19 protein-coding genes and 1 pseudogene are annotated in these 19,135 nt (G+C 63.6%); 11 read left to right on the forward strand and 9 right to left on the reverse strand.

The genetic code is table 11. From position 1 onward, the window contains the following. The first annotated feature begins 72 nt into the window (after nt 1-72). Genes E1N52_RS38505 through E1N52_RS38525 form a run of 5 tightly spaced genes read left to right on the forward strand, consistent with a single transcriptional unit; the run spans nt 73 to nt 4,614 of the window. Complete coding sequence (locus E1N52_RS38505; RefSeq protein ID WP_133189812.1) at nt 73-639, forward strand: carboxymuconolactone decarboxylase family protein; 567 nt, start codon at nt 73-75, stop codon at nt 637-639. Beyond that, complete coding sequence (locus E1N52_RS38510) at nt 636-1,739, forward strand: acyl-CoA dehydrogenase family protein (RefSeq protein WP_133189814.1); 1,104 nt, start codon at nt 636-638, stop codon at nt 1,737-1,739. The genes E1N52_RS38505 and E1N52_RS38510 overlap by 4 nt, the downstream gene beginning before the upstream one ends. Next, on the forward strand, nt 1,736-2,560 hold the full coding sequence (locus E1N52_RS38515; protein ID WP_133189816.1) for an ABC transporter ATP-binding protein: 825 nt from the start codon (nt 1,736-1,738) through the stop codon (nt 2,558-2,560). The genes E1N52_RS38510 and E1N52_RS38515 overlap by 4 nt, the downstream gene beginning before the upstream one ends. A gap of 52 nt (nt 2,561-2,612) precedes the next feature. After that, nucleotides 2,613-3,803 (forward strand): ABC transporter substrate-binding protein, encoded by a 1,191-nt coding sequence (locus E1N52_RS38520; RefSeq protein ID WP_133189818.1) that lies wholly within the window; start codon nt 2,613-2,615, stop codon nt 3,801-3,803. 52 nt (nt 3,804-3,855) lie between these two features. Next, nucleotides 3,856-4,614: an ABC transporter permease gene (locus tag E1N52_RS38525; RefSeq protein WP_133189844.1), complete on the forward strand. Its 759-nt coding sequence runs from the start codon at nt 3,856-3,858 to the stop codon at nt 4,612-4,614. Nucleotides 4,615-4,686: 72 nt separating this feature from the next. Here E1N52_RS38525 and scpA read toward each other — a convergent pair whose 3' ends face one another. The 9 genes from scpA to E1N52_RS38570 are packed head-to-tail and all read right to left on the reverse strand — an operon-like array spanning nt 4,687 to nt 13,367. Then, on the reverse strand, nt 4,687-6,750 hold the full coding sequence (gene scpA, locus E1N52_RS38530) for a methylmalonyl-CoA mutase (RefSeq protein WP_205965739.1): 2,064 nt from the start codon (nt 6,748-6,750) through the stop codon (nt 4,687-4,689). Beyond that, entirely contained in the window at nt 6,743-7,624 is an 882-nt protein-coding gene (locus E1N52_RS38535; RefSeq protein ID WP_246089403.1) for a Pnap_2097 family protein, read from the reverse strand. Before E1N52_RS38535 ends, scpA begins: the two co-directional genes overlap by 8 nt. After that, complete coding sequence (locus tag E1N52_RS38540) at nt 7,608-8,876, reverse strand: MSMEG_0569 family flavin-dependent oxidoreductase (protein ID WP_133189822.1); 1,269 nt, start codon at nt 8,874-8,876, stop codon at nt 7,608-7,610. Before E1N52_RS38540 ends, E1N52_RS38535 begins: the two co-directional genes overlap by 17 nt. Before the next feature lie 53 nt (nt 8,877-8,929). Continuing rightward, nucleotides 8,930-9,211, reverse strand: a complete 282-nt coding sequence (locus tag E1N52_RS38545) for an MSMEG_0570 family nitrogen starvation response protein (RefSeq protein WP_133189824.1) — start codon at nt 9,209-9,211, stop codon at nt 8,930-8,932. A gap of 20 nt (nt 9,212-9,231) precedes the next feature. Beyond that, a complete protein-coding gene (locus tag E1N52_RS38550; protein ID WP_133189826.1) occupies nt 9,232-10,227 on the reverse strand; it encodes a sll0787 family AIR synthase-like protein in 996 nt (331 codons plus the stop codon). Continuing rightward, a complete protein-coding gene (locus E1N52_RS38555; protein WP_133189828.1) occupies nt 10,224-10,763 on the reverse strand; it encodes an MSMEG_0567/Sll0786 family nitrogen starvation N-acetyltransferase in 540 nt (179 codons plus the stop codon). Before E1N52_RS38555 ends, E1N52_RS38550 begins: the two co-directional genes overlap by 4 nt. After that, nucleotides 10,760-11,881, reverse strand: a complete 1,122-nt coding sequence (locus tag E1N52_RS38560) for an MSMEG_0568 family radical SAM protein (RefSeq protein ID WP_133189830.1) — start codon at nt 11,879-11,881, stop codon at nt 10,760-10,762. Before E1N52_RS38560 ends, E1N52_RS38555 begins: the two co-directional genes overlap by 4 nt. Beyond that, nucleotides 11,832-12,866, reverse strand: coding sequence for a Nit6803 family nitrilase (locus E1N52_RS38565; RefSeq protein ID WP_133189832.1), 1,035 nt, complete (start codon nt 12,864-12,866; stop codon nt 11,832-11,834). The genes E1N52_RS38560 and E1N52_RS38565 overlap by 50 nt, the downstream gene beginning before the upstream one ends. 18 nt (nt 12,867-12,884) lie before the next feature. Further along, the gene (locus tag E1N52_RS38570; protein WP_133189834.1) at nt 12,885-13,367 is read right to left on the reverse strand and encodes an MSMEG_0572/Sll0783 family nitrogen starvation response protein; all 483 of its coding nucleotides are present in this window, start codon (nt 13,365-13,367) and stop codon (nt 12,885-12,887) included. A gap of 365 nt (nt 13,368-13,732) precedes the next feature. On the opposite strand from E1N52_RS38570, the gene E1N52_RS38575 reads away from it, so the two are divergent. The 6 genes and pseudogenes from E1N52_RS38575 to E1N52_RS38600 form a co-directional block, all read left to right on the forward strand. Beyond that, a complete protein-coding gene (locus tag E1N52_RS38575) occupies nt 13,733-15,124 on the forward strand; it encodes an aminotransferase-like domain-containing protein (RefSeq protein WP_133189836.1) in 1,392 nt (463 codons plus the stop codon). Nucleotides 15,125-15,815: 691 nt separating this feature from the next. Continuing rightward, nucleotides 15,816-16,544 carry an SDR family oxidoreductase gene (locus E1N52_RS38580; protein ID WP_133189838.1) on the forward strand — a complete coding sequence of 243 codons (729 nt, stop codon included), beginning with the start codon at nt 15,816-15,818 and terminating at the stop codon, nt 16,542-16,544. Nucleotides 16,545-16,627: 83 nt separating this feature from the next. Then, on the forward strand, nt 16,628-18,112 hold the full coding sequence (xylB, locus tag E1N52_RS38585) for a xylulokinase (RefSeq protein ID WP_133189840.1): 1,485 nt from the start codon (nt 16,628-16,630) through the stop codon (nt 18,110-18,112). Between the two features lie 138 nt (nt 18,113-18,250). Next, entirely contained in the window at nt 18,251-18,505 is a 255-nt protein-coding gene (locus E1N52_RS45390) for a transposase (protein ID WP_133189848.1), read from the forward strand. 61 nt (nt 18,506-18,566) lie between these two features. Beyond that, nucleotides 18,567-18,836 (forward strand): annotated as a pseudogene (locus E1N52_RS38595) (IS21 family transposase); the annotation flags it as partial. A 91-nt stretch (nt 18,837-18,927) separates the two neighbouring features. Beyond that, a partial coding sequence (locus E1N52_RS38600; RefSeq protein ID WP_133189477.1) for a transposase occupies nt 18,928-19,135 on the forward strand: 208 nt, incomplete at its 3' end.

Here is a 19,135-nt window from a genome sequence, read left to right on the forward strand (position 1 = left end):
GCGCGCGCATTGTCCGCCGCGGCACGCATCGTCACAATCGAACTCACTATTTCGAATCCGTGAGGAACCGCCATGAGCCGCCTGCCGTTACATACCGTCGAGAGCGCGCCTGAAGCAAGCCGTCCGTTTCTGGAGCGCTCGCAGGCCGCGAACGGCTTTCTGCCGAACCTTGTCGCCTCGCTCGCAAACGCGCCCGTCGCGCTCGAAACTTATCTGACCGTTGGCGAAATCAATGGCCGCAGCGGCCTCACGCTCGCCGAACGTGAAACCGTGCAAATCACGGCTGCCGCCATACACGGCTGCGGCTTCTGTGTCGCCGGCCATACGGCCGTCGCACTCAAGAAAGCGCAATTGCCATCGACCATCGTCGATGCGCTGCGCGATGGCGTGACGAGCGGCGATGCACGCCTCGATGCCGTTGCCGAGCTCACACGCGACGTGATAGCCACGCGCGGCGCAGTCGCCGACACGTCGCTCGCCGCGTTCCGCGCGGCGGGTTTCAGCGACGCCAACGCGCTCGAAGTCGTGCTAGGCGTGAGTCTCGCCACACTTTGCAACTTCGCGAACAACCTCGCGCAAAACGAACTCAATCCGCAACTGTCCGCGTTTCGCTGGGAAGCGCACGCGCGCGTGGCATGATGCTCGCGCGCCGCCACGCTCTGCCATCCGTACTCGCGACATGGCTCGACGCGCACGCCGAGGCCATTGACACGAGCGCCGCCCACGCGAGCGAGATCGTGCCGCGTCTCTCGCGCGCGGGTCTCTTTCGCGTCGGCGTGGCGAGTTCGCTTGGTGGCAGCGGCGGCACCACCGTTGATGCCATCGAGGCGATCGCGGTGGTCGCGCAGCACTCGCTCGCGAGCGCGTTCGTGTTCTGGGGCCAGCGCACGTTCATCGAATATCTGCTGCAAAGCGACAACGAAGCATTGCGTGCACGCTGGCTGCCCGCGCTGCTCACCGGCGAGCATGCAGGCGCGACGGGCCTTTCGAATGCCATGAAGTACCTGTCCGCCATCGAGCCGCTACAGATGCGTGCGTCGGCCCGCGACGCACAAGCTACGCGCTTCACACTCGACGGTGCGTTGCCCTGGATCACCAATTTGCGCCGCGAAGGCTTCGTAGTGGCAGCCGCGTTCGATCGTCACGACGGCGCGCCGCCCGCAATCTTCGCCATACCGCACAACGCGCCCGGCGTCACACGCAGCGACGATCTCGACCTGATCGCGCTGCGCGGCAGCAACACTGCGGCGCTCACACTCACGGACACCGAACTCGACGCAGGCTCGCTGATCGATGTCGATGCGCGTGCTTTCCTCGTCCGCGCACGGCCAGCTTTTCTGGGTCTGCAATGCGGCATGTCCATCGGCCTCGCTCGCCGTTCGCTCGACGCCGTGGCACTCAGCAGTCCTGCCGTGCGCGCCGCGCTTGACGATGACGCAAACGCCTTGCGCAATGAACTTGACGGGTTGAGCGCGCGTCTCTACGAAGGCGTCACAAGCGGCGCGTTTGTCGCCCAACCGGCTGCGCAGTTCGAATTGCGTATCGCGCTCGCGGTCGTCGTCGATGCCGCCGTGAGGCTCGACGTTCAGGCAGCCGGCGGGCGTGGCTACCTGCGCTCGAGCAGCACGTCCGGCACCGCGCGCCGCACTCGTGAAGCCGCGTTCGTCCCGATCGTCACGCCGAGCATCGTGCAACTAAAGCACCAGCTCGCGCAGGCCCGGCGCTGCGAGGCCGCATGAGCACCGTCGTTCACGTTCGAGGCGCCGACGCATTTCCGGCCGAGCACGCCGGGCACTCGCCGCGGATCGAGCTTCGCGGCATCGGGTTGCGCCGCGAGGAACGCTGCATCCTCGACGGCGTCGATCTCGCCGTGCGTGCGGGTGAGATCGTCTCGATCCTCGGCGCGAGTGGCGCCGGCAAATCCACGCTGCTGCGCATTGCTGCCGGACTGATCGCGCCGCATGCGGGCGACGTGCGCGTGGACGGCTCCCCCCTGACGACCACTCGCGCCGATGTCGCTCTGGCGTTTCAAGACCCCTGCCTCTTGCCGTGGCTCTCGGTTGAACGCAATGTGGCGTTCGGTCTTGGCTTCCGGCGCCAGCCGCAGCTCGCACGCAGTGAGCGCGAAGCGCGCGTGACTGCCGCCCTGCGAGCCGTCGGCCTCACTCATGCGGCTCGGCTCGCGCCACGCCAGTTGTCAGGCGGAATGGCGCAGCGCGCCGCCCTCGCTCGCGCGCTCGCGCGCGAGCCGCGCACGCTGCTCCTCGACGAGCCGTTCGGCGCGCTTGACGAACTCACGCGCGCCGACATGCAGCGCTTGCTCGTGCGCGTCGTGCACGACACGCAAGCGGCCACGCTGCTCGTCACCCACGACATCGACGAAGCGCTGCTGGTGTCCAATCGCGTGACCGTGCTGGGACGGCGCGGCATCGCGCTCGATCTGCCCATCAGCCTTCCCACGCCGCGCGAGGCGCACGTCGAGGCGCTAGGCGCCCTGCGTGTGCGCCTCGTCACCGCGCTGCGCGAGACGGTGGCGGACAGGACAGCGGCCGCCGCGTGACGGACGCGCCCACTTCGCAATCGACAATTCATTACACGAGGACGACCGCCATATGTGCCAGCTTCCGATGACCCGCCGCGAGTGGCTCAAGCTCGCATCGCTCTTTACCGTCGCGGGCGCCGCGCCGATGCTCGACGCACTGAACGCGCGCGCGGCCACCGAAGCGGACGCGCCGCTGCGCATCGGCTACCTGCCCATCACCGACGCGGCGCCACTGCTGGTCGCACATAACAACGGGTACTTCGAGCAAGCGGGCCTCGCGGTCGAGAAGCCCACGCTGCTACGCAGCTGGGCGCAGCTTGTCGAAGCGTTTCTCTCCGGGCAGGTCAACGTCGTGCATTTGCTCGCGCCCATGACGATCTGGGCGCGCTATGGCAGCCGCGCGCCCGCGAAGGTGGTGGCATGGAATCACGTCAACGGCTCCGCGCTCACGGTCGCCCCGGAGATCGGCAAGGTCGCAGACCTCGGCGGCAAGTCGGTCGCCGTGCCATTCTGGTATTCCATTCACAACGTCGTCGTGCAGGACATGCTGCGCGCGCAAGGCCTCACGCCCGTGCTCGGCAAGGACGGCACGCTCAAGCCCAACGAGGTGCGCCTCGTCGTGATGGCGCCCGCCGACATGCCGCCCGCACTGGCCGCGAAACAGATCGCTGGCTTTATCGTCGCCGAGCCGTTCAATGCGGCGGCGGAGGCGCTCAAGGTCGGCAAGGTGCTGCGCTTCACGGGGGACGTCTGGCGCGATCACGCGTGCTGCGTGGTCTTCATGCACGAGCGCGACCTGAACGGGCGGCCCGCGTGGTCGCAGAAGGTCGTCGATTCGATCGTGCAGGCACAGGTCTGGACGCGTGAGCATCCGCAGGAAGCCGCGCAATTGCTTTCGAAGAGCGGTGCAAATCATTACACGCCGCATGCGGCCGGCATCCTGCAAAGTGTACTCGCACCCTCGCCTGCCGATGAGGCGCGCTACCTTGCCGACCGCGCCATCGTGCACGGCGACTGGCATGAGAAGCGGATCGACTTTCAGCCCTATCCCTACCCGGCTTTTACGGAGGAGCTCGTTCGGCGCCTCAAGACCACGCAGGTCGAAGGCAACGCACAGTTCATCACGGCGCTCGATCCAGCTTTCGTCGCGCGTGACCTGGTCGATGACCGCTTCGTGAAGAAGAGCATCGCAGCGGCAGGCGGCATGAAGGCGTTCGGCTTGCCCGACTCCTACGCCCGCTCGGAGAGCATAATTGTCTAGCCTGCCCGCCCGCACGGAACTTTCCAGCAAGCAATCGCGCGGGCGAAACAGCATGCCCGCGCGCGCCGCGCTCGGCGTGCTGGGTCTCGCCGCAATTGTGGCGTTATGGTGGCTAGCAGTAGCCGCGCTCGCGCGCCACAATGCGCTCGCCGCCCAATTCGGCCCACTTGCCGCATGGCAAGCACTTCCGGATCTGATCAGCGAAGACCGGTTGACTGTGCACATCTGCGCGAGCCTGCGGCGCATCGGCGTGGGTCTCGCATGCGCGATCGCACTCGGCGTGCCGCTCGGCTTCGTGATCGGGCGCATCAGGGCGATCGAAGCCGCGCTTTCGCCTGCGCTGCAATTCTTGCGGATGATCTCGCCGCTCTCGTGGATGCCGATCGCTGTCATGTCGCTTGGCGTCGGCGATCCGCCCGTCTACTTTTTGCTCGCGTTCGCCGCCATCTGGCCCATCGTCATGAGCACCGCGGCGGGCGTGCAGCATATCGATACGCGCTGGGTGCAGCTTGGCGAGAGTCTCGCCGCAACGCACGCCGAAATGATCTGGCATGTCTATGTACCGGGCATAGCCGCACACGTCCTGACCGGCGTGCGACTCGCGGTCGGCGTGCTGTGGATCGTACTCGTGCCCGCCGAAATGCTCGGTGTGAGTTCGGGCCTCGGCTATCTGATCCTCGATACGCGCGACCGGCTCGCGTACCCGGAACTCGTAGCCGTTGTCCTCGTCATCGGTGCACTGGGCTTTACGATTGACTACGCGGCGCGTAGCCTTTATCACCGCTTCGGTGCGCAGCCAATGCAGGACTAATGCACGTCGCTTCGGATGTTCAACGCCGCTTTCGCGCCGAGGGGCATGCCACAGGAGACGTGCTCGGCGGCCTCAAGCAGGCGCGTTAGTCTCGTGTCTCATTACGCTTAACAGCTTGCGCACGATGCTCTCGAGTGGCGTGTCCGGGCCGAATTGCGCGGCCACGCCATGCGCAACGAGCCGCGCATGATCCGCGCGCGGGACAATCCCGCCCACGACGACTGGCGCATCGATATGAATCGCGCGCAGTGCGTCGATCAGCGCTGGAACGAGGCTCAGATGCGCGCCCGCGAGGGTCGAGACGCCGACGATGTCGGGCGAGCGCGAGGTCGCCCATTGCGCGGCCTGTCCGGGTGTCACAAAGAGCGGACCAATCTCCGTCTCGAAGCCTGCGTCGGCGAGCGCGGCGGCCACCACGCGCACGCCACGATCATGGCCGTCCTGGCCGAGCTTGAGCAGGACGATGCGAGGCGCGCGGCCGCGCGATCGCCGCCACTTTGCTACGCCGTCCTTCGCTGCCTCCCAGGCGGCATCGCCTGCACGAGCACGCGCCCAGGCGCGCCGGTCCGCTCGTACCGGCGCGCTCCAGCGCGGCCAAACCTGTTCGAGCGCCGATGTGCATTCGCCGACCGTTGCGCGCGCTCGCATTGCGTCGATTGTCGCCGCGAGCAGATTGCCCTCGCCGCTTCTCGCGACCTCCGCGAGCCGCTCGAGCGTGGCGCGCACTCGCTGTGGATCGCGACTCGCACGCAGCCGCCGGAGCCTGTCGGCCTGAAGCGAGCGCATCTTCCGTGCATCGACATCGAGGCTTTCGCTTTCGTCGTCGTGCGGCACCCGGAAGCGATTGACACCGATGACCGCGCGTTCACCTGAATCAGTCTGCGCCTGAATCCGCGCCGCACCCTTGTGCACGCGCGCCTCGACCCAGCCCGACTCGATGGCCGCTATCACGCCACCTTGCGCGGCGATTTGCGCGAGCATCTCGCGCACCGCCTCGACGGTGCGCGCCGTGAGCACTTCCATCAGATACGAGCCTGCCCAGGGGTCAACTACGTCGCACAGCCCCATCTCGTGCTGCAGGATCAATTGCGTGTCGCGCGCAAGCGCCGCTGCGTCCTCACCAGGCAACGAAAGCGCCTCGTCCCACGCGTTCGTATGCAGCGATTGCGTGCCGCCGAACACCGCGGCCATCGCCTCGACGGTGGTACGTACGATGTTGTTCTGCGCGCGCCGCGCAGTCAGCGTCGAACCGGCAGTCTGGCAATGCATGCGCAACTGCATGGCACGCGGATCTCGCGCGCCGAACGAGCGTGCGAGTTCGGCCCACAGCACGCGCGCGGCGCGCAGCTTGGCAATTTCGCCGAAGAAGTCGCGCCCCGCTGCGAAGAAGAAGCTCAACCGGCGGCAAACGCGATCGACATCGACGCCGAACCCGATCAGCCGCCGCACATACTCGCTCGCATTCGCGAGCGCGAGGGCAAGTTCGAGCACGCCGTCCGCGCCGGCTTCCTGGATGTGGTAGCCGGAAATCGACATCGCATTGAAATGCGGCATGTGCTCCAGCACGTAACGAACGACGTCCGTCGCGATCCGCATCGAAGGCTCGGGCGCAAAGATGTAGGTGTTGCGCACCATGAATTCCTTGAGGATGTCGTTCTGGATAGTGCCCCGCAATTGCGCCGCGTCGACGCCAGCCTCCTGCGCCGCGACGATGTATGCCGCAAGCACCGGCAGCACCGCGCCGCTCATTGTCATGGAAACGGAAACGCGGTCGAGCGCAACGCCTTCGAACAGACGTGCCATGTCTTCCACGGAATCGATGGCGACACCGGCCACGCCCACGTCCGCAGCAATATCTGCATGATCGGAGTCATAGCCACGATGAGTCGGCAAGTCGAAGGCGACCGAAAGCCCCACGGCGCCCGCCTCCAGCGCGCGCCGGTACGCGAGATTCGATACGGCGGCGTCAGCGCGACCCGAGTATTGCCGGATCGTCCACGGACGCTCGGTGTACATGGTCGCGTGCACGCCACGTATATACGGATACTCGCCCGGCCGCGCGTCGAGCCACGGCACGCCTTCGAGGTCGGCCGCGGTGTAGAGCGGCTTGCGCGGCAAGGGCATCGTGTCATTCATGCGACCACCGTTTGTGCGTAACGACATCGGCAATGCGCACGCCGTCCGCCGCGCGCGCTATCGAGCACCAGTGCGAAAGGCCGCCGTGACTGGTGTGACGCGCTCCAAATGAAAGCATCAGGCGATCGCCCAAGTTTGCGTTGCCGTAGAAGGCCATATCGCGTTCGACGAGACACGGTGGCGCAGAATTCGACGCCGAGCGCCAGTGCCATTCGGCGCGCTCGACCATCGACTGAAAGCTCGCGAAATAAAGGAGATGCGCGCCGTTGAAATCGAGCGACGGGCACGGCAGGTACTCGACAATATGCTGCGCGGCGTGTTCCGCCCGGTCGAGCCGGCCATGACGCGTCCACTCGCCGGTACGAAAGCGCTTCGCCTGGCCGGCGAGGTCTGCCGCCGCAGCCGGTGTTGCACGCGGTGGCGCGCCACCGAACATCGCTCTGCATACCGAACGGTTGTCGCCACTGCGCTCGCGGCGAACAAACGTGGAGATCATCTCCACGCTTGCGATGGCACTCTCCGGCGTGAACACGCGAAAGACGCCAAAATGCCGCGCGAGCGCGATGCGTTGCACGTCGGCTTCGATCGCGAAGCGCTGATGCTCGCCGACCTCTTCGAGTCGCGCCTCGCGCACGCGGATCGCCGTGAACGCGGCATACGACTTTTGCCCTTCGTCGTCGTAGAAGTCCGGTGAGGCGAGACCTGCCTGCTGCGCAAGCGCGTTCCAGTGCAATTGCCCGCAGGTGCGCAGAAGCCACTGCTCCGAGAGGCCCGCGAAGGCCAGCTCGGGCATGCCGGCGACGTACTGCGTGCGGGACGCGCCCTGTGTTTGCGAGCGCGCAGGTGCACGCGCCTTCTCAGGCCGCGCGCGCATCAGGCCTCGCCTGCGCCGCAATCCGGTCCGCGAGATACGCGGCGTCGCGCGCAACGCCCGAGAAGCGCCCGGAACCCCACGTATGCTGCCACGGCAGGCCAAGAAAATAGAGGCCGTTCTGCGCCGTCACACCGCGTACATGCCCCGGATAGCCACGCCCGTTGAACACCGGCAGGTCGATCCAGCTGAAGTCTGGCCGAAAGCCGATGCACCAGACAATGCTGCCGATGCCGCTCGCCGCGAGATCGAGCCACTCGCGCTCCGCTTGCGGCGCCCAGAGCGGTTGATAAGAGTTGCCCGGCGGCGCGCTGATGCCCTGTTGCGCGATGAATCTGTCGATCGACGCATTGATGCGGTTATACGTGGCGTCGGCACTGTCGAGATTCTCTTGCAGGTTCGGCGCGAATCGCAGCTTCCCGTCGGCATAGTCCTCGAGCACACCGTAAAGCTCCATGCCTTCGTGCGCGAACTTGCGCAAGTCGATGTCGCGTCCGCCGTCGCGCCCCGTCACGTAGTGATTGGTGTTGTCGCGTACGCCCTCACGCAGCGGATGTTCCTCGACCGGCATGTCGTAGTACTTCATGTCGGCAAGCCAGTCGACCACGTCTCGGCCGCGATAGAAGCGCGCGCAGCGCGGCGCCTCGCCCACTGCGAGCACGACCTTGCGGCCAGCGAGATGCAGGTCTTCGGCGATCTGCGCGCCCGACTGCCCCGAGCCGACCACAAGCACGGCACCTTCGGGCAAAGCTTCCGGCGTGCGATATTCCGACGACTGGATCTGTACGACATGGGCGGGCAGCCGCTCGGCCATGCGCGGCACAATCGGTGTGTGGTAGCCGCCCGAGGCCACCACGACCTGGTCGGCGCTCAGTGCGCCGTCCGAGGTCTGCACGAGAAAACCGCCCTGCGGACGGCGTGCTACGCGCGTCACGGCCACGCCTTCGCGCACGGGCGCATCGACGTGACGCACGAAGCCGTCGAGCCACGCGATGATCTCGTCCTTCTTCATGAAGCCGTGCGGATCGTCGCCGCGATAGGGATAGTCTGGCAATGCACACTGCCAGTTCGGCGTAACGAGGCAGAACGCATCCCAGCGCTGCGCGCGCCATGCGTGCGTGACGGAGCGCTTTTCGAGGACGACATGATCGATGCCGGACTGCTTGAGGTAATAGCTCATCGAGAGGCCGGCTTGACCGCCGCCGACAATGGCGACGCTGACATGGGCTTCGGTGGCAGGTGCCTGAATGGACATAAGAATCTCCTTAAGCAACGTTCGCGGCGGTCACGCCGCCGCGACGCTGTGAATCAATCGACGCTCACGACAGTGACAAGCGCCGCCGGTTGCGAACGGAATGGCTGTGCTGTGCGTTCGATCACGTCCCACTGGTCGAGCGCAGACGAACACGCGTAGCCGAACTTCTGGCGCACGCGTTCGGACGCCGCGGCCAACGCGTCGTGCGTCGCATCGAGAAAGGCGTCGAGCGCATAGTCGCCGGGTTGCAGAAAGTCCCGGACAACGGTCGAGGGCGAATAGCAACGCGCTTCGGTGCCGTCCGGCCAGCGCACGACGAAATGAGTGACGGGCATGGTGGGATCCTGGTCGGGTGCTACGAAGACTGGTTTGCGAATGTGCGCGTCGCGCGTCGATCCGCGGGTACGATGAAGGGCTGCGCGTCGAACCGCCAGACGGTGCGCGTTTCGCCTTGCCAGCGTACGTCTACCGAGGGCTCAGGCTGCATCTCGCCGATCCCGGCGCATGCAATGCCGCGCCCCTCGAACCGTGCGATCACTTCGGCTACATGTTCTTCGCGCACGCTCAGCAAGTAGCCGTAGCTCGGAAAGATCTGCAGCCAGCGCGAGAGCGGCACGCCGTCGGGTTTCGGCAAGCGGGCGAGATCGATCACGACGCCCACCCGGGAGCACTCGGCCAGCATCATCGCGGTGCCGACGATACCGGCCATACTGATATCCTTCGCCGCCGCGCACAGGCCGTCCTCCGCGATCTGCGCGAGCAGCGCAAGATCGCCGCGTAGACGTTCGGCCGGCGCTTCGGTGGCCGCGTTCCAGTAGGGATACGGTTCGACGAATGCGCCGCGCAAATCAACCGCCATCAGCAGCCTGTCGTCCGAGCGTGCCTCGAAGCTCGATAGCAGGCGCTTCGCGCGGCCAAGGATCGCGACTGCGAGTTGGGTGCGGTCGCTGCGCGCGTTGCTGTGGCCGCCCACAACAGGCACGCCGAGCTGCCGGGACGCCGCCGCCATGCCTTCGAGCACCTGCGCAGCGGGTGCGATGCCCTGGCTCCAGATCACGTCGACGACCGCAATCGGCCGCCCGCCCATCGCGCAGACATCGCTCACGTTCACGAGCACCGAGCAATAGCCCGCGAACCACGGCATCGCCTCGATCAGGTCGCTCACCATGCCCTCTGCGGCAAACAGCAGGTAGCCGTCGCCGTCGGGAATCGCGGCGCAATCATCACCCGCGGCCATCACCACGGAGGCGTCGTGGCCCGCGTCGAGCGCGGCAAGCATCGGCGCGATGTCGGTCTTGTGCGCAAGGCCGCGGCTCGCCCGGATCGTCTCCACGATTGCGTCGAGCGTCATGCGGCCCTCCGCTGGTCAATGGTGAATCCCGCACAGGGCGTTGCGCACGGCGGATAGTGCGCAAGATCGGCCCGCATGACGTGATGCGCGCGCCCGAACACGATCACCTCTTCGAGCGTGCACCAGTGCAGACGACGGAAGAGCGGCGCGTTCTGCGCCTGCACGCGCGCGAGAAACGTCGTGCAGCCGAGCGCATGAGCGCTGCTCACGGCGAGACGGATCAGCGTCGCGCCGATGCGCCCGTGCCGGCGAAAATCCGCGCGCACGGCAAGCCGCGATCCGTACCAGACCGATGCGTCGGCCAGATCGCGATGAATGCGCACAGTGCCCACCACGCAAGGCGCCGCTCCATCCGCGCCTTGCACGGCAACGAGCAGTTGGGCAGTGTCGTCGATTTCGTCCCGATCATCTCCCTCGAAAATGCCCTGCTCCTCGCAAAACACGGCACGGCGGATCGCCAATGCTTCTTCGCGCTCCCACGGCTCGCTGGCCCAGCGCACGACGATCTCCTCGTCGGTATCGTGCGACGCACTCATGCCGCCACCTTTTCGAACGAAGCGAGCGACGAGCATGCGCCGCACTTGCCGCAGCCCGCCTTGATGTCGTCGGCACGCAGGCCCGCTTCGCGCACCATCGCGCCGAGCGGCGCGAGAATCGAGCGCATGAATTCGGGCGTAGGCGGCGCGTGATCTTCGAGCGGCGTGCCCGCAATGGGCACGAACGGCACCACGAACGGATAGACGCCGATACGCACGAGCTGCTGCGCGGTGTCGAGAATCCGTTGCGGTGTGTCGCCCAGACCCGCGAGGAGGTACGTGCTCACCTGGCCGCGCCCGAACACCCGCACGGCCGCTTCGAACGCTTCCATGTAGCGGCTCACGGGCACCGCCGCCTTGCCGGGCATGATGCGCTCGCGCTCGGCCTCGCCGATTACTTCGAGGTGCATGCCGAGCGTGTCGACGCCCGCTTCGCGCAGGCGCCCGAACCAGGCATCGTCGTCGGGCGGCTCGCATTGCGCCTGAATCGGCAGATTCACCGCGCGCTTGATTGCGCGTGCGCTGTCGCAAAGGATGGCCGCGCCGCGGTCGGGCGTGGCTGGCGTGCCCGTCGTGAGCACCATGTGCTTCACGTTGTCGAGGAGCACCGCCGCGCGCGCCACTTCGGCGAGTTGCTCCGGGGTCTTGCGCGCAATCGTGCGCCCCGCTGCGAGCGACTGTCCGATTGCGCAGAACTTGCAGGCCTTCTTACGGCTCTCGTAACGGATGCAGGTTTGCAGCACCGTCGTCGCAAGCACATCGGTGCCGTGCAGTGTCGCGATATGCGAGTACGGCACACCATCGAGCGTCTGCAGCTTGTAGAAGCGCGGTGTCTTCGCAAAGGCAATCTGCGCAACGGGAATGCTGCCGCGTCTGAGCACGCTCACACCGGCATCGTTAGGCGTATCCGCCACGAATGCTGACCGGTGTGCGCCGTGCGTATGGACCGGCACCATGAGCGCGACGCCGTCGATCACGACAGCCTTGTGGTCCGACGGTCCCGCGCCGCCGCGGCGCGACAGGCCCGCCGAGTCCGGCTCGGCCAGGCGCAGCCCGCTCGACTGAAGTTCAGTCAAGAGTTGCAGGTTCGAATCCGGCAGGTTGACGCTGGCATTCATCGTGGGCACTCCAGGTGGGGACGACCGGGGCGACGCTCGCCTCGTCGAGTGAAAACACAGGCGTGGCGGGCCGCTCGTTGATCGCGAGACTCAACAGCTCGGGCCGCGCATAGTGGCCGACCGAGTCCATCATGCGTTTGCGCTTGGTGATGAGCGCCATGTCGAGATCGGCGATCACCATGCCTTCGCCCTCGCGCAGCGGCGCGGCCAGATGCTGGCCCTCCGGCGAGACGATCGCGGCATTGCAGCCTCCACGCAGCGCTTTTTGCAGCTTGGGGTCTGTCGTGATCGATTCGATCTGCGCGTCGCTGAGCCATCCAGTTGCGTTCACAACGAAACAGCCCGACTCCAGCGCGTGATGGCGAATCGTTACTTCGATCTGCTCGGAGAAGATCGGCCCGACGAGCGAGCCCGGGAACTGGCTGCAGTGGATCTCTTCGTGCTGCGTCATCAGCGCGTAGCGCGCGAGCGGGTTGTAATGCTCCCAGCACGCGAGCGCACCCACGCGCCCCACGGCCGTTTCCGCGACCTTTAGGCCTGCAGCGTCGCCCTGCCCCCAGATCATGCGTTCGTGGAAGGTGGGCGTGATCTTGCGGCGCTTTACCTTGATCTGGCCGTCCGCGTCGAAGATCAACTGCGTGTTGTAGAGGCTGCCGTGATCGCGCTCGTTCACGCCGAGGACGATCACCATGCCGTACTGGCGTGCGAGCGAGGCCACCGTGTCCGTGACGGGCCCGGGTATCGCCACCGCCTCCTCGTACAGCCGCAGATGCTCGGCGCCTGATTGCACGGGTGGCAGTACGAACGAGAAGTACGGGTAGTACGGCAGAAAGGTTTCGGGAAACACGGCGAGTTGCACGCCCTCGCGTGCCGCGGCGACGATGGCCTCGCCCACGCGCTCGAGCGTTCCCGCGCCCGACTCGAGATCCGGCGCGATTTGCACTGCCGCCGCGCGGACAATGCGCTTCGTGGATGTGATCGACATGGCGATACCCGTATGCGTTTATACGGTCCAGGTGTCGATCACGAACGCGTTCGACTTGCGATGCAGCAGTTTCAGGTCGAGCACATCGAGCGGATTGATGGGGCGCACGCCTTCGATCAGCGCAGCCTCACCGTGGCCATAGAGCGCCTGCAGCGCAAAGCGGCACGCATAGACCTTGCCGCCTTCGGCCATGAACTTCATCAACTGGTTGTTGAAGTTCAGATGGCCAGGAAACGCTTCGGCGCCAAGCGTGGGAAAGCCGCGCTGTACGCCCAGCATCACACCGGGACCGTAAAGCAGGATCGAGGTTTCGAAGCCCTTGCGTTGCAGCCGCGTGGCTTGCAGCATGTTGACGAAACCAATGGAACCTTCGAATGCGACCGTGTGGAACGTAACGAGCGCTTTCTCGCCGGGTTCTGCCTTGATGTCCTCAAATACCTTCTCTTCGTAATCGACGAGGAAGTCGCCGGTCTTGTGGGCGGGCGTGGTGATGGCGGGCATTGCGTGACTCCGTTCAATAATTGAGGACTGTGGCCGACCGGTGGCCGGCGTCTCTCTTATCGCAACGGGTATGCCATCAAGCGGCATGCTTCATGCAATCAATTGACAATCAATGCCGTGTGCCGCGAATGATCCAGGCGATTTTTTTCGTGAAGCGCGTGCCAGGCACGTATGCGCGCCGCGCCCTGGCGTTGTTGTGATCTGGCACACGCCCTGGCTCGGGGCAACGCGCATTCGCTTCAGGTGCATGCATGCATCAATTCGGATCATTCAATGCAATCGCATGCAATCAATTGTTTATTTTCCGGCGTCCGTTCTCACTAGAATGAATGGGCCCATTTTTGGAGGCGCCTGCGCGCACGTCCATGACGAACGTCACTGCCCATTGGCTCAAACGGCTAGCCGAAAGCGACAAGCCCGTTTATCAGACCATTCCCGACCTCATCGAAGAAGATGTGGCTAGCGGCCGTCTGCGCCCGCGCGACCGCCTGCCCGCGCTGCGCGATCTTTCGGATGCGCTGAAGATCAATTACACGACGCTCGCGCGAGGGTACGCGGAGGCGCGCAAGCGCGGCCTGATCGATTCGCGCGCAGGCAGCGGCTCGTATGTACGCGGAAGGCCGCCCGCGGTGCCGTTGCGTGCGGGCACCTCGCTCGAAATGACCATGAACATGCCGCCCGAGCCGCCGGAAATGACTGCGCTGCTCGCGGAGTCGGCGGCACAGATCATAGGCGCGGCCGACCCGTGGTCGATGTTGCGCTATCAGGATTTTGGCGGCTCGCAGTTCGAGCGCAGCATGGCGAGCCAGTGGCTGCGCCACACCCTGCCTTCGCACCGCGCGGATGCGTTATTGGTGTGCCCCGGCATACACAACGCGCTCGTTGCGCTGCTGCTTCGGCTCGTCAAGCCCGGCGAAGCGATCTGCACCGATTGCCTCGCGTATCCGGGCTTGAAGGTGATCGCGAATCAGCTTGGCATGCCGCTCGCGCCGCTGCCGCGCGATGATGAGGGCCTGAGTGCCACGGCGTTCGAGGTGCTTTGCAAGACGCGCAAGCCGGGCGTGCTCTACTGCAATCCCACGCTGCAGAATCCGACCACACGCACACTCTCGCAGAACCGCCGCGAACACATCGCCGATATCGCACTGCGCTACAACGTACCGATCATTGAGGACGACGCCTACGGCATGCTCTCTGAAACACCGCCCGTGGCGCTCGCCACGCTCGCACCAGAGCTGACCTACTACGTCACCGGGATGTCGAAGTGCTTTGGTGCGGGGTTGCGTGTGGCCTTCGTCGTCGCACCGAGCGCTCGGCATGCCGAGCGTCTCTCCGGTGCGCTGCGCGCGACCACGGTGATGGCAAGCCCGTATATGTCATATCTGGCGGCACGCTGGATCGAGAGCGGCGTGGCGCAGCAAATGCTCAAGGCAATTCGGGGCGAGTGCGAGGTGCGCCAGCATATTGCGGCGCGAATTTTCGCCTCGCGTGAAATCGAGGCGTCGAGAGATTGCTTTCATCTGTGGCTAACAGTACACGCTGAAACCGGCTGGAGCGCGTCCGAGCTCGCCTCACATTTGCGCACGAAGCAAATCGGCGTGGTCTCCGGCGCGGCATTCAGTACAGACGGCAATCCGCCGAATGCCGTTCGCATCTGCCTGGGTGGTCCCGGTGACGCGTTTGCGATGGAGGAATCGCTGCATCTGGTAGCAGACATGCTGGATCATCCGGACAATCTTCATTCCCCCATGCTGTGAGTCGTGGCCGCTACATCTCTGGTAGCACCGCACCCTCTTGACATGGGCAACCGACAGCTCAATGCCAATCGATTGAATCACACGCCGCGTAGCTTCGATGGCGTTGCTGTGCAACGTCCGCTTTGACGCCGCGTTCGCTGCCGATCATGCCGTGGGATCGATCTACTTAGCGCAGTCTCTGCGCGTGAGCACACGATCGAGCGCGCAACGGTGCTGGACTGATAACTGCCATTTTCAGTCTGCGATAAATGGCCAGGAATGCGATCACTGTGCAATCGCGCCGCACTTCGCACCACACCAGAAATCGCGGCCTCGCGAAGCACTTCAAGGTTCTCAGATACACAGGGAGACGATTGGCAGACAATTCGCAATTTCAAACATAACGGCAGCACGCCCCCCGATCCTTGTCTCCACTTGATTCCTCCCTAGTTAGCAAGCGATAGCGACAGACGGTCACAAACCTTTAGCCTCCTTCCACGATCGCGTCACATGCGCCAAGAAGGCAGGGATCTGAGCGCTAGGCGATCCTCCAAGGGCTGACGAGCAACCGATATGGGGTTTTCCCCATCAGTCAGTCAGCTTGACACGAATCGACGATCGATTGAACATTTGAACATCGGATGAACAATTGATCAGTTAGGGTGATGCTCTGGGCTACGCCAGGGCACCGTCCGCTATAGAGGAGCGAAAGATGGCACGAGAACTGGAGGGCAAGGTCGCTGTCGTGACGGGTGCTGCGTCAGGCATTGGACTGGCAAGCACTGATGCCTTGTTGGCTGCCGGCGCACGTGTGGTGCTTGTCGACCGTGATGATGTAGCACTGACGACAGTTTGCGGTGAGCGGGGCGAGGCGGCAATTCCTCTGGTAATCGATCTTCTCGACTCCAAAGCCTGCTCGACCCTCGTACAACAAGCTCTAGCCCGCACGGGCCATATCGATATTTTTCATGCCAATGCGGGGCTTTATGTCGGTGGCGATTTGATTGACGCAGATACGGCCGCCATAGACCGGATGCTCAATCTCAACGTCAACGTTGTGATGAAAAATATTCATGATGTGCTGCCGCATATGATCGAGCGACGAACTGGCGACATTATCGTGACGAGTTCGCTCGCGGCACATTTTCCGACACCCTGGGAGCCGGTATATGCATCTTCGAAATGGGCGATCAACTGCTTCGTCCAGACTGTCCGCCGTCAGGTTTTCAAACACGGAATCCGCGTGGGATCAGTCTCGCCCGGACCAGTTATAAGTGCGCTGCTCGCCGACTGGCCGAAAGAAAAGTTGCTTGAGGCCAAGCAATCGGGCAGCCTGATTGAGGCCAGCGAGGTCGCGGATGTAGTGCTATATATGTTGACCAGACAACGAGGCACAACTATTCGCGACGTGGTCTTGATGCCAACCAATTTTGACCTTTAGGCCGAGGCCTGTAGCGAATCAACACCTTGAAGTGTGGCACGACTGGTTTTTCACCAGCCGGCCCACAATCTGGATGGAGAAAAATGTTTCTTGGCATCGATCTCGGTACATCTGAGTTGAAAACTGTGCTGCTTTCTGATGACGGAGTCATCGTCGCAAGTGCTTCTCATCCGTTGGCCATATCACGTCTTAGGCCGGGGTGGGCAGAACAAGACCCGGAGGAATGGTGGCGTGTCACATGCACGACGCTCGCGACGCTCCGCGATAGTCATTCCATAGCATACGCCCAGATCCGGGCGATTGGTCTTTCCGGGCAGATGCACGGCGCTGTGCTACTCGATGCTTATGATCGCCCGCTACGTCCAGCAATCCTGTGGAACGACATGCGCTGTGTCAGCGAGTGCGATGAACTACTGCGGCGCGCACCGATGCTGCACGCGCTTACGGGAAACTGGGCAATGCCTGGCTTTACAGCGCCGAAGCTGCTTTGGCTAGCCCGACATGAGCCCGAAAATTTTAAGAAGCTGGCATGTGTGCTTTTGCCCAAAGACTACCTCCGCCTGCGTCTAACGGGCGAAAGGCTCACAGACCCATCCGATGCATCGGGGACACTGTGGCTTGATGTGGCTCGACGCGAATGGTCTAGCGAACTTCTTCAAGCGTGCGATTTGAATTGCGCACAGGTGCCAAAAATTGTAGAAGGGAGCAGCCCGACTGGCTTTGTTCGTCCGCGGATCGCGAGCGAATTGGGACTTTCGAGTGGCGTCACCGTCGCCGCTGGAGGCGGCGATACAGCGACAAGTGCAATAGGCTTGGGCGCCGCCGAGGATGGAGATGGTTTCCTTTCCCTCGGTACGTCTGGAGTACTGTCGGTTGTGACCGGCCAGGCTCGCATAAGCCCTGAGATGGGCGTCCATGCGCTATGTCACGCGGTACCAGAAAGATGGCATAGAACAAGCGTCACACTGTCCGCAGCTAGTTGTTTACGATGGTTGTGCCAGCTTTCCGCGACCGACGAATCAACTTTGTTGGCTGAGGTCACAAAGGTGACTCCTGATCAATGCGCGAAGGCTCCGTTATTCCTCCCCTATCTGAGCGGGGAACGAACGCCACATAATGACCCGTACGCCCAAGGTGTATTCTTTGGACTTGCCAACGACGATACTCGCGCAACGTTGGCGTACTCGATACTTGAGGGAGTCGCTTTTTCAATCCGTGATGGGTTTGATGCAATGCGCGCGGATGGAACGCGCGAAACTAGTTTGACATTGATAGGAGGCGGCGCACGCAGTGCATACTGGGCGCAGCTGATTGCTGACGTGCTGTGCATTCATCTTCGGCGGCAGAGAAATTCACAATCCGTCGCTGCGCTTGGCGCTGCGCGGCTGGGATCGCTCGCGGTAGATGGAGATCTCGCTGGGGTCATGCGAAGACACTACGTCCGAGACGAATTTCACCCCGATCTTGAGCGCCATTCCATCTTTCTCGAACGACTCCAATTGTTTCGCAATCTGTACAAGCAAATTCGGCCACTATTCCGAACACGACAGAGCCTTCATTTCCAATAAACCAAGGCTAGTTCACACGCCAGCGTACTAACAGCGCTATCGCGACCACACGTAAGCGGTCAATAAATGACGCCCTTCCATAGAGGGGCAGAAGGTCAGAAGCTAGGTGTCCACGTGGACACCTGCACACTGACACTGATGACAGAGAACAAAGACCTTAAGAGCCGTCTTGTGATTGGCGAGAAACGCGACGGCCGACGCGAGTACGACGAAGGTGCGCGTGACGAACTGGTCAGGATGTGCCTAAGACCCGGCGTGTCAATCGCGCGCACTGCCATGGAGCACGACGTAAATCCGAATCAGCTTCGCAAGTGGATCACTCGTTACCGTCAGCAGCGAATGGCGCAGGCTCAGCAGAACTCGACATCAGTGTCGCGCGCAGTTGTAAATTGATACAGCAACGCAGTTAGGAATTGATACACCTCGTTGTAGGGTTGCCCATTTTGGGCGGCCCATGATCAGCTACGAGGAGTACATGGAAATCGAGATTCTGCGTCGCCAGGGAAACAGCCTCCGGGACATCGCAGTCGAGACCGGCATGGCAGTCAACACAGTCAGGAAGTATCTGGAATCGGGTCCGCCGCAACGCAAGGCCCGTCAGCCGGTACCGGGCAAACTTGCGCCGTTCAAGACGTATCTGCAGGGCCGCGTGGAAGCGGCGAAGCCAGACTGGATTCCGGCGACGGTGCTCAAGCGGGAGATCGAGGAACGCGGCTATACGGGAGGGTAGAGGTGGCCGCGCAAAATCGGACAGCGGGATAAGTGGAACGACCGGGGCCTGAGCCAGCGATAATGCAGGCAAAGGAACCGAGAAAATGACGAAACGAACCCGACGCACGCACTCAGCGGCGTTCAAAGCGAAAGTGGCCCTGGCGGCAGTCAAGGGCGAGCGCACGCTCGCCGAACTGGCGCAGCAGTTCGATGTGCATCCGAACCAGATCACGGAATGGAAGCGGCAGTTGCAGGAGCGCGCGGCCGACGTGTTCGGTGCGGCCGGCCCGGTGTCGAGCGAGCCACCGGTAG

Source organism: Paraburkholderia guartelaensis (genome assembly GCF_004353905.1).
In the GTDB taxonomy this organism is placed as follows: domain Bacteria; phylum Pseudomonadota; class Gammaproteobacteria; order Burkholderiales; family Burkholderiaceae; genus Paraburkholderia; species Paraburkholderia guartelaensis.

Bases quoted from the DNA above. Each gene is read 5' to 3' on its own strand.
- E1N52_RS38580 (WP_133189838.1), top strand. From the start codon at position 15,816: ATGGCACGAGAACTGGAGGGCAAGGTCGCTGTCGTGACGGGTGCTGCG.
- xylB (WP_133189840.1), top strand. From the start codon at position 16,628: ATGTTTCTTGGCATCGATCTCGGTACATCTGAGTTGAAAACTGTGCTG.
- E1N52_RS38540 (WP_133189822.1), bottom strand. From the start codon at position 8,876: ATGTCCATTCAGGCACCTGCCACCGAAGCCCATGTCAGCGTCGCCATT.
- E1N52_RS38575 (WP_133189836.1), top strand. From the start codon at position 13,733: ATGACGAACGTCACTGCCCATTGGCTCAAACGGCTAGCCGAAAGCGAC.
- E1N52_RS38505 (WP_133189812.1), top strand. From the start codon at position 73: ATGAGCCGCCTGCCGTTACATACCGTCGAGAGCGCGCCTGAAGCAAGC.
- E1N52_RS38570 (WP_133189834.1), bottom strand. From the start codon at position 13,367: ATGCCCGCCATCACCACGCCCGCCCACAAGACCGGCGACTTCCTCGTC.
- E1N52_RS38555 (WP_133189828.1), bottom strand. From the start codon at position 10,763: ATGAGTGCGTCGCACGATACCGACGAGGAGATCGTCGTGCGCTGGGCC.
- E1N52_RS38560 (WP_133189830.1), bottom strand. From the start codon at position 11,881: ATGAATGCCAGCGTCAACCTGCCGGATTCGAACCTGCAACTCTTGACT.
- E1N52_RS38510 (WP_133189814.1), top strand. From the start codon at position 636: ATGATGCTCGCGCGCCGCCACGCTCTGCCATCCGTACTCGCGACATGG.
- E1N52_RS38525 (WP_133189844.1), top strand. From the start codon at position 3,856: ATGCCCGCGCGCGCCGCGCTCGGCGTGCTGGGTCTCGCCGCAATTGTG.
- E1N52_RS38565 (WP_133189832.1), bottom strand. From the start codon at position 12,866: ATGTCGATCACATCCACGAAGCGCATTGTCCGCGCGGCGGCAGTGCAA.
- E1N52_RS38535 (WP_246089403.1), bottom strand. From the start codon at position 7,624: ATGCGCGCGCGGCCTGAGAAGGCGCGTGCACCTGCGCGCTCGCAAACA.
- E1N52_RS45390 (WP_133189848.1), top strand. From the start codon at position 18,251: ATGACAGAGAACAAAGACCTTAAGAGCCGTCTTGTGATTGGCGAGAAA.
- E1N52_RS38545 (WP_133189824.1), bottom strand. From the start codon at position 9,211: ATGCCCGTCACTCATTTCGTCGTGCGCTGGCCGGACGGCACCGAAGCG.
- scpA (WP_205965739.1), bottom strand. From the start codon at position 6,750: ATGAATGACACGATGCCCTTGCCGCGCAAGCCGCTCTACACCGCGGCC.
- E1N52_RS38550 (WP_133189826.1), bottom strand. From the start codon at position 10,227: ATGACGCTCGACGCAATCGTGGAGACGATCCGGGCGAGCCGCGGCCTT.
- E1N52_RS38520 (WP_133189818.1), top strand. From the start codon at position 2,613: ATGTGCCAGCTTCCGATGACCCGCCGCGAGTGGCTCAAGCTCGCATCG.
- E1N52_RS38515 (WP_133189816.1), top strand. From the start codon at position 1,736: ATGAGCACCGTCGTTCACGTTCGAGGCGCCGACGCATTTCCGGCCGAG.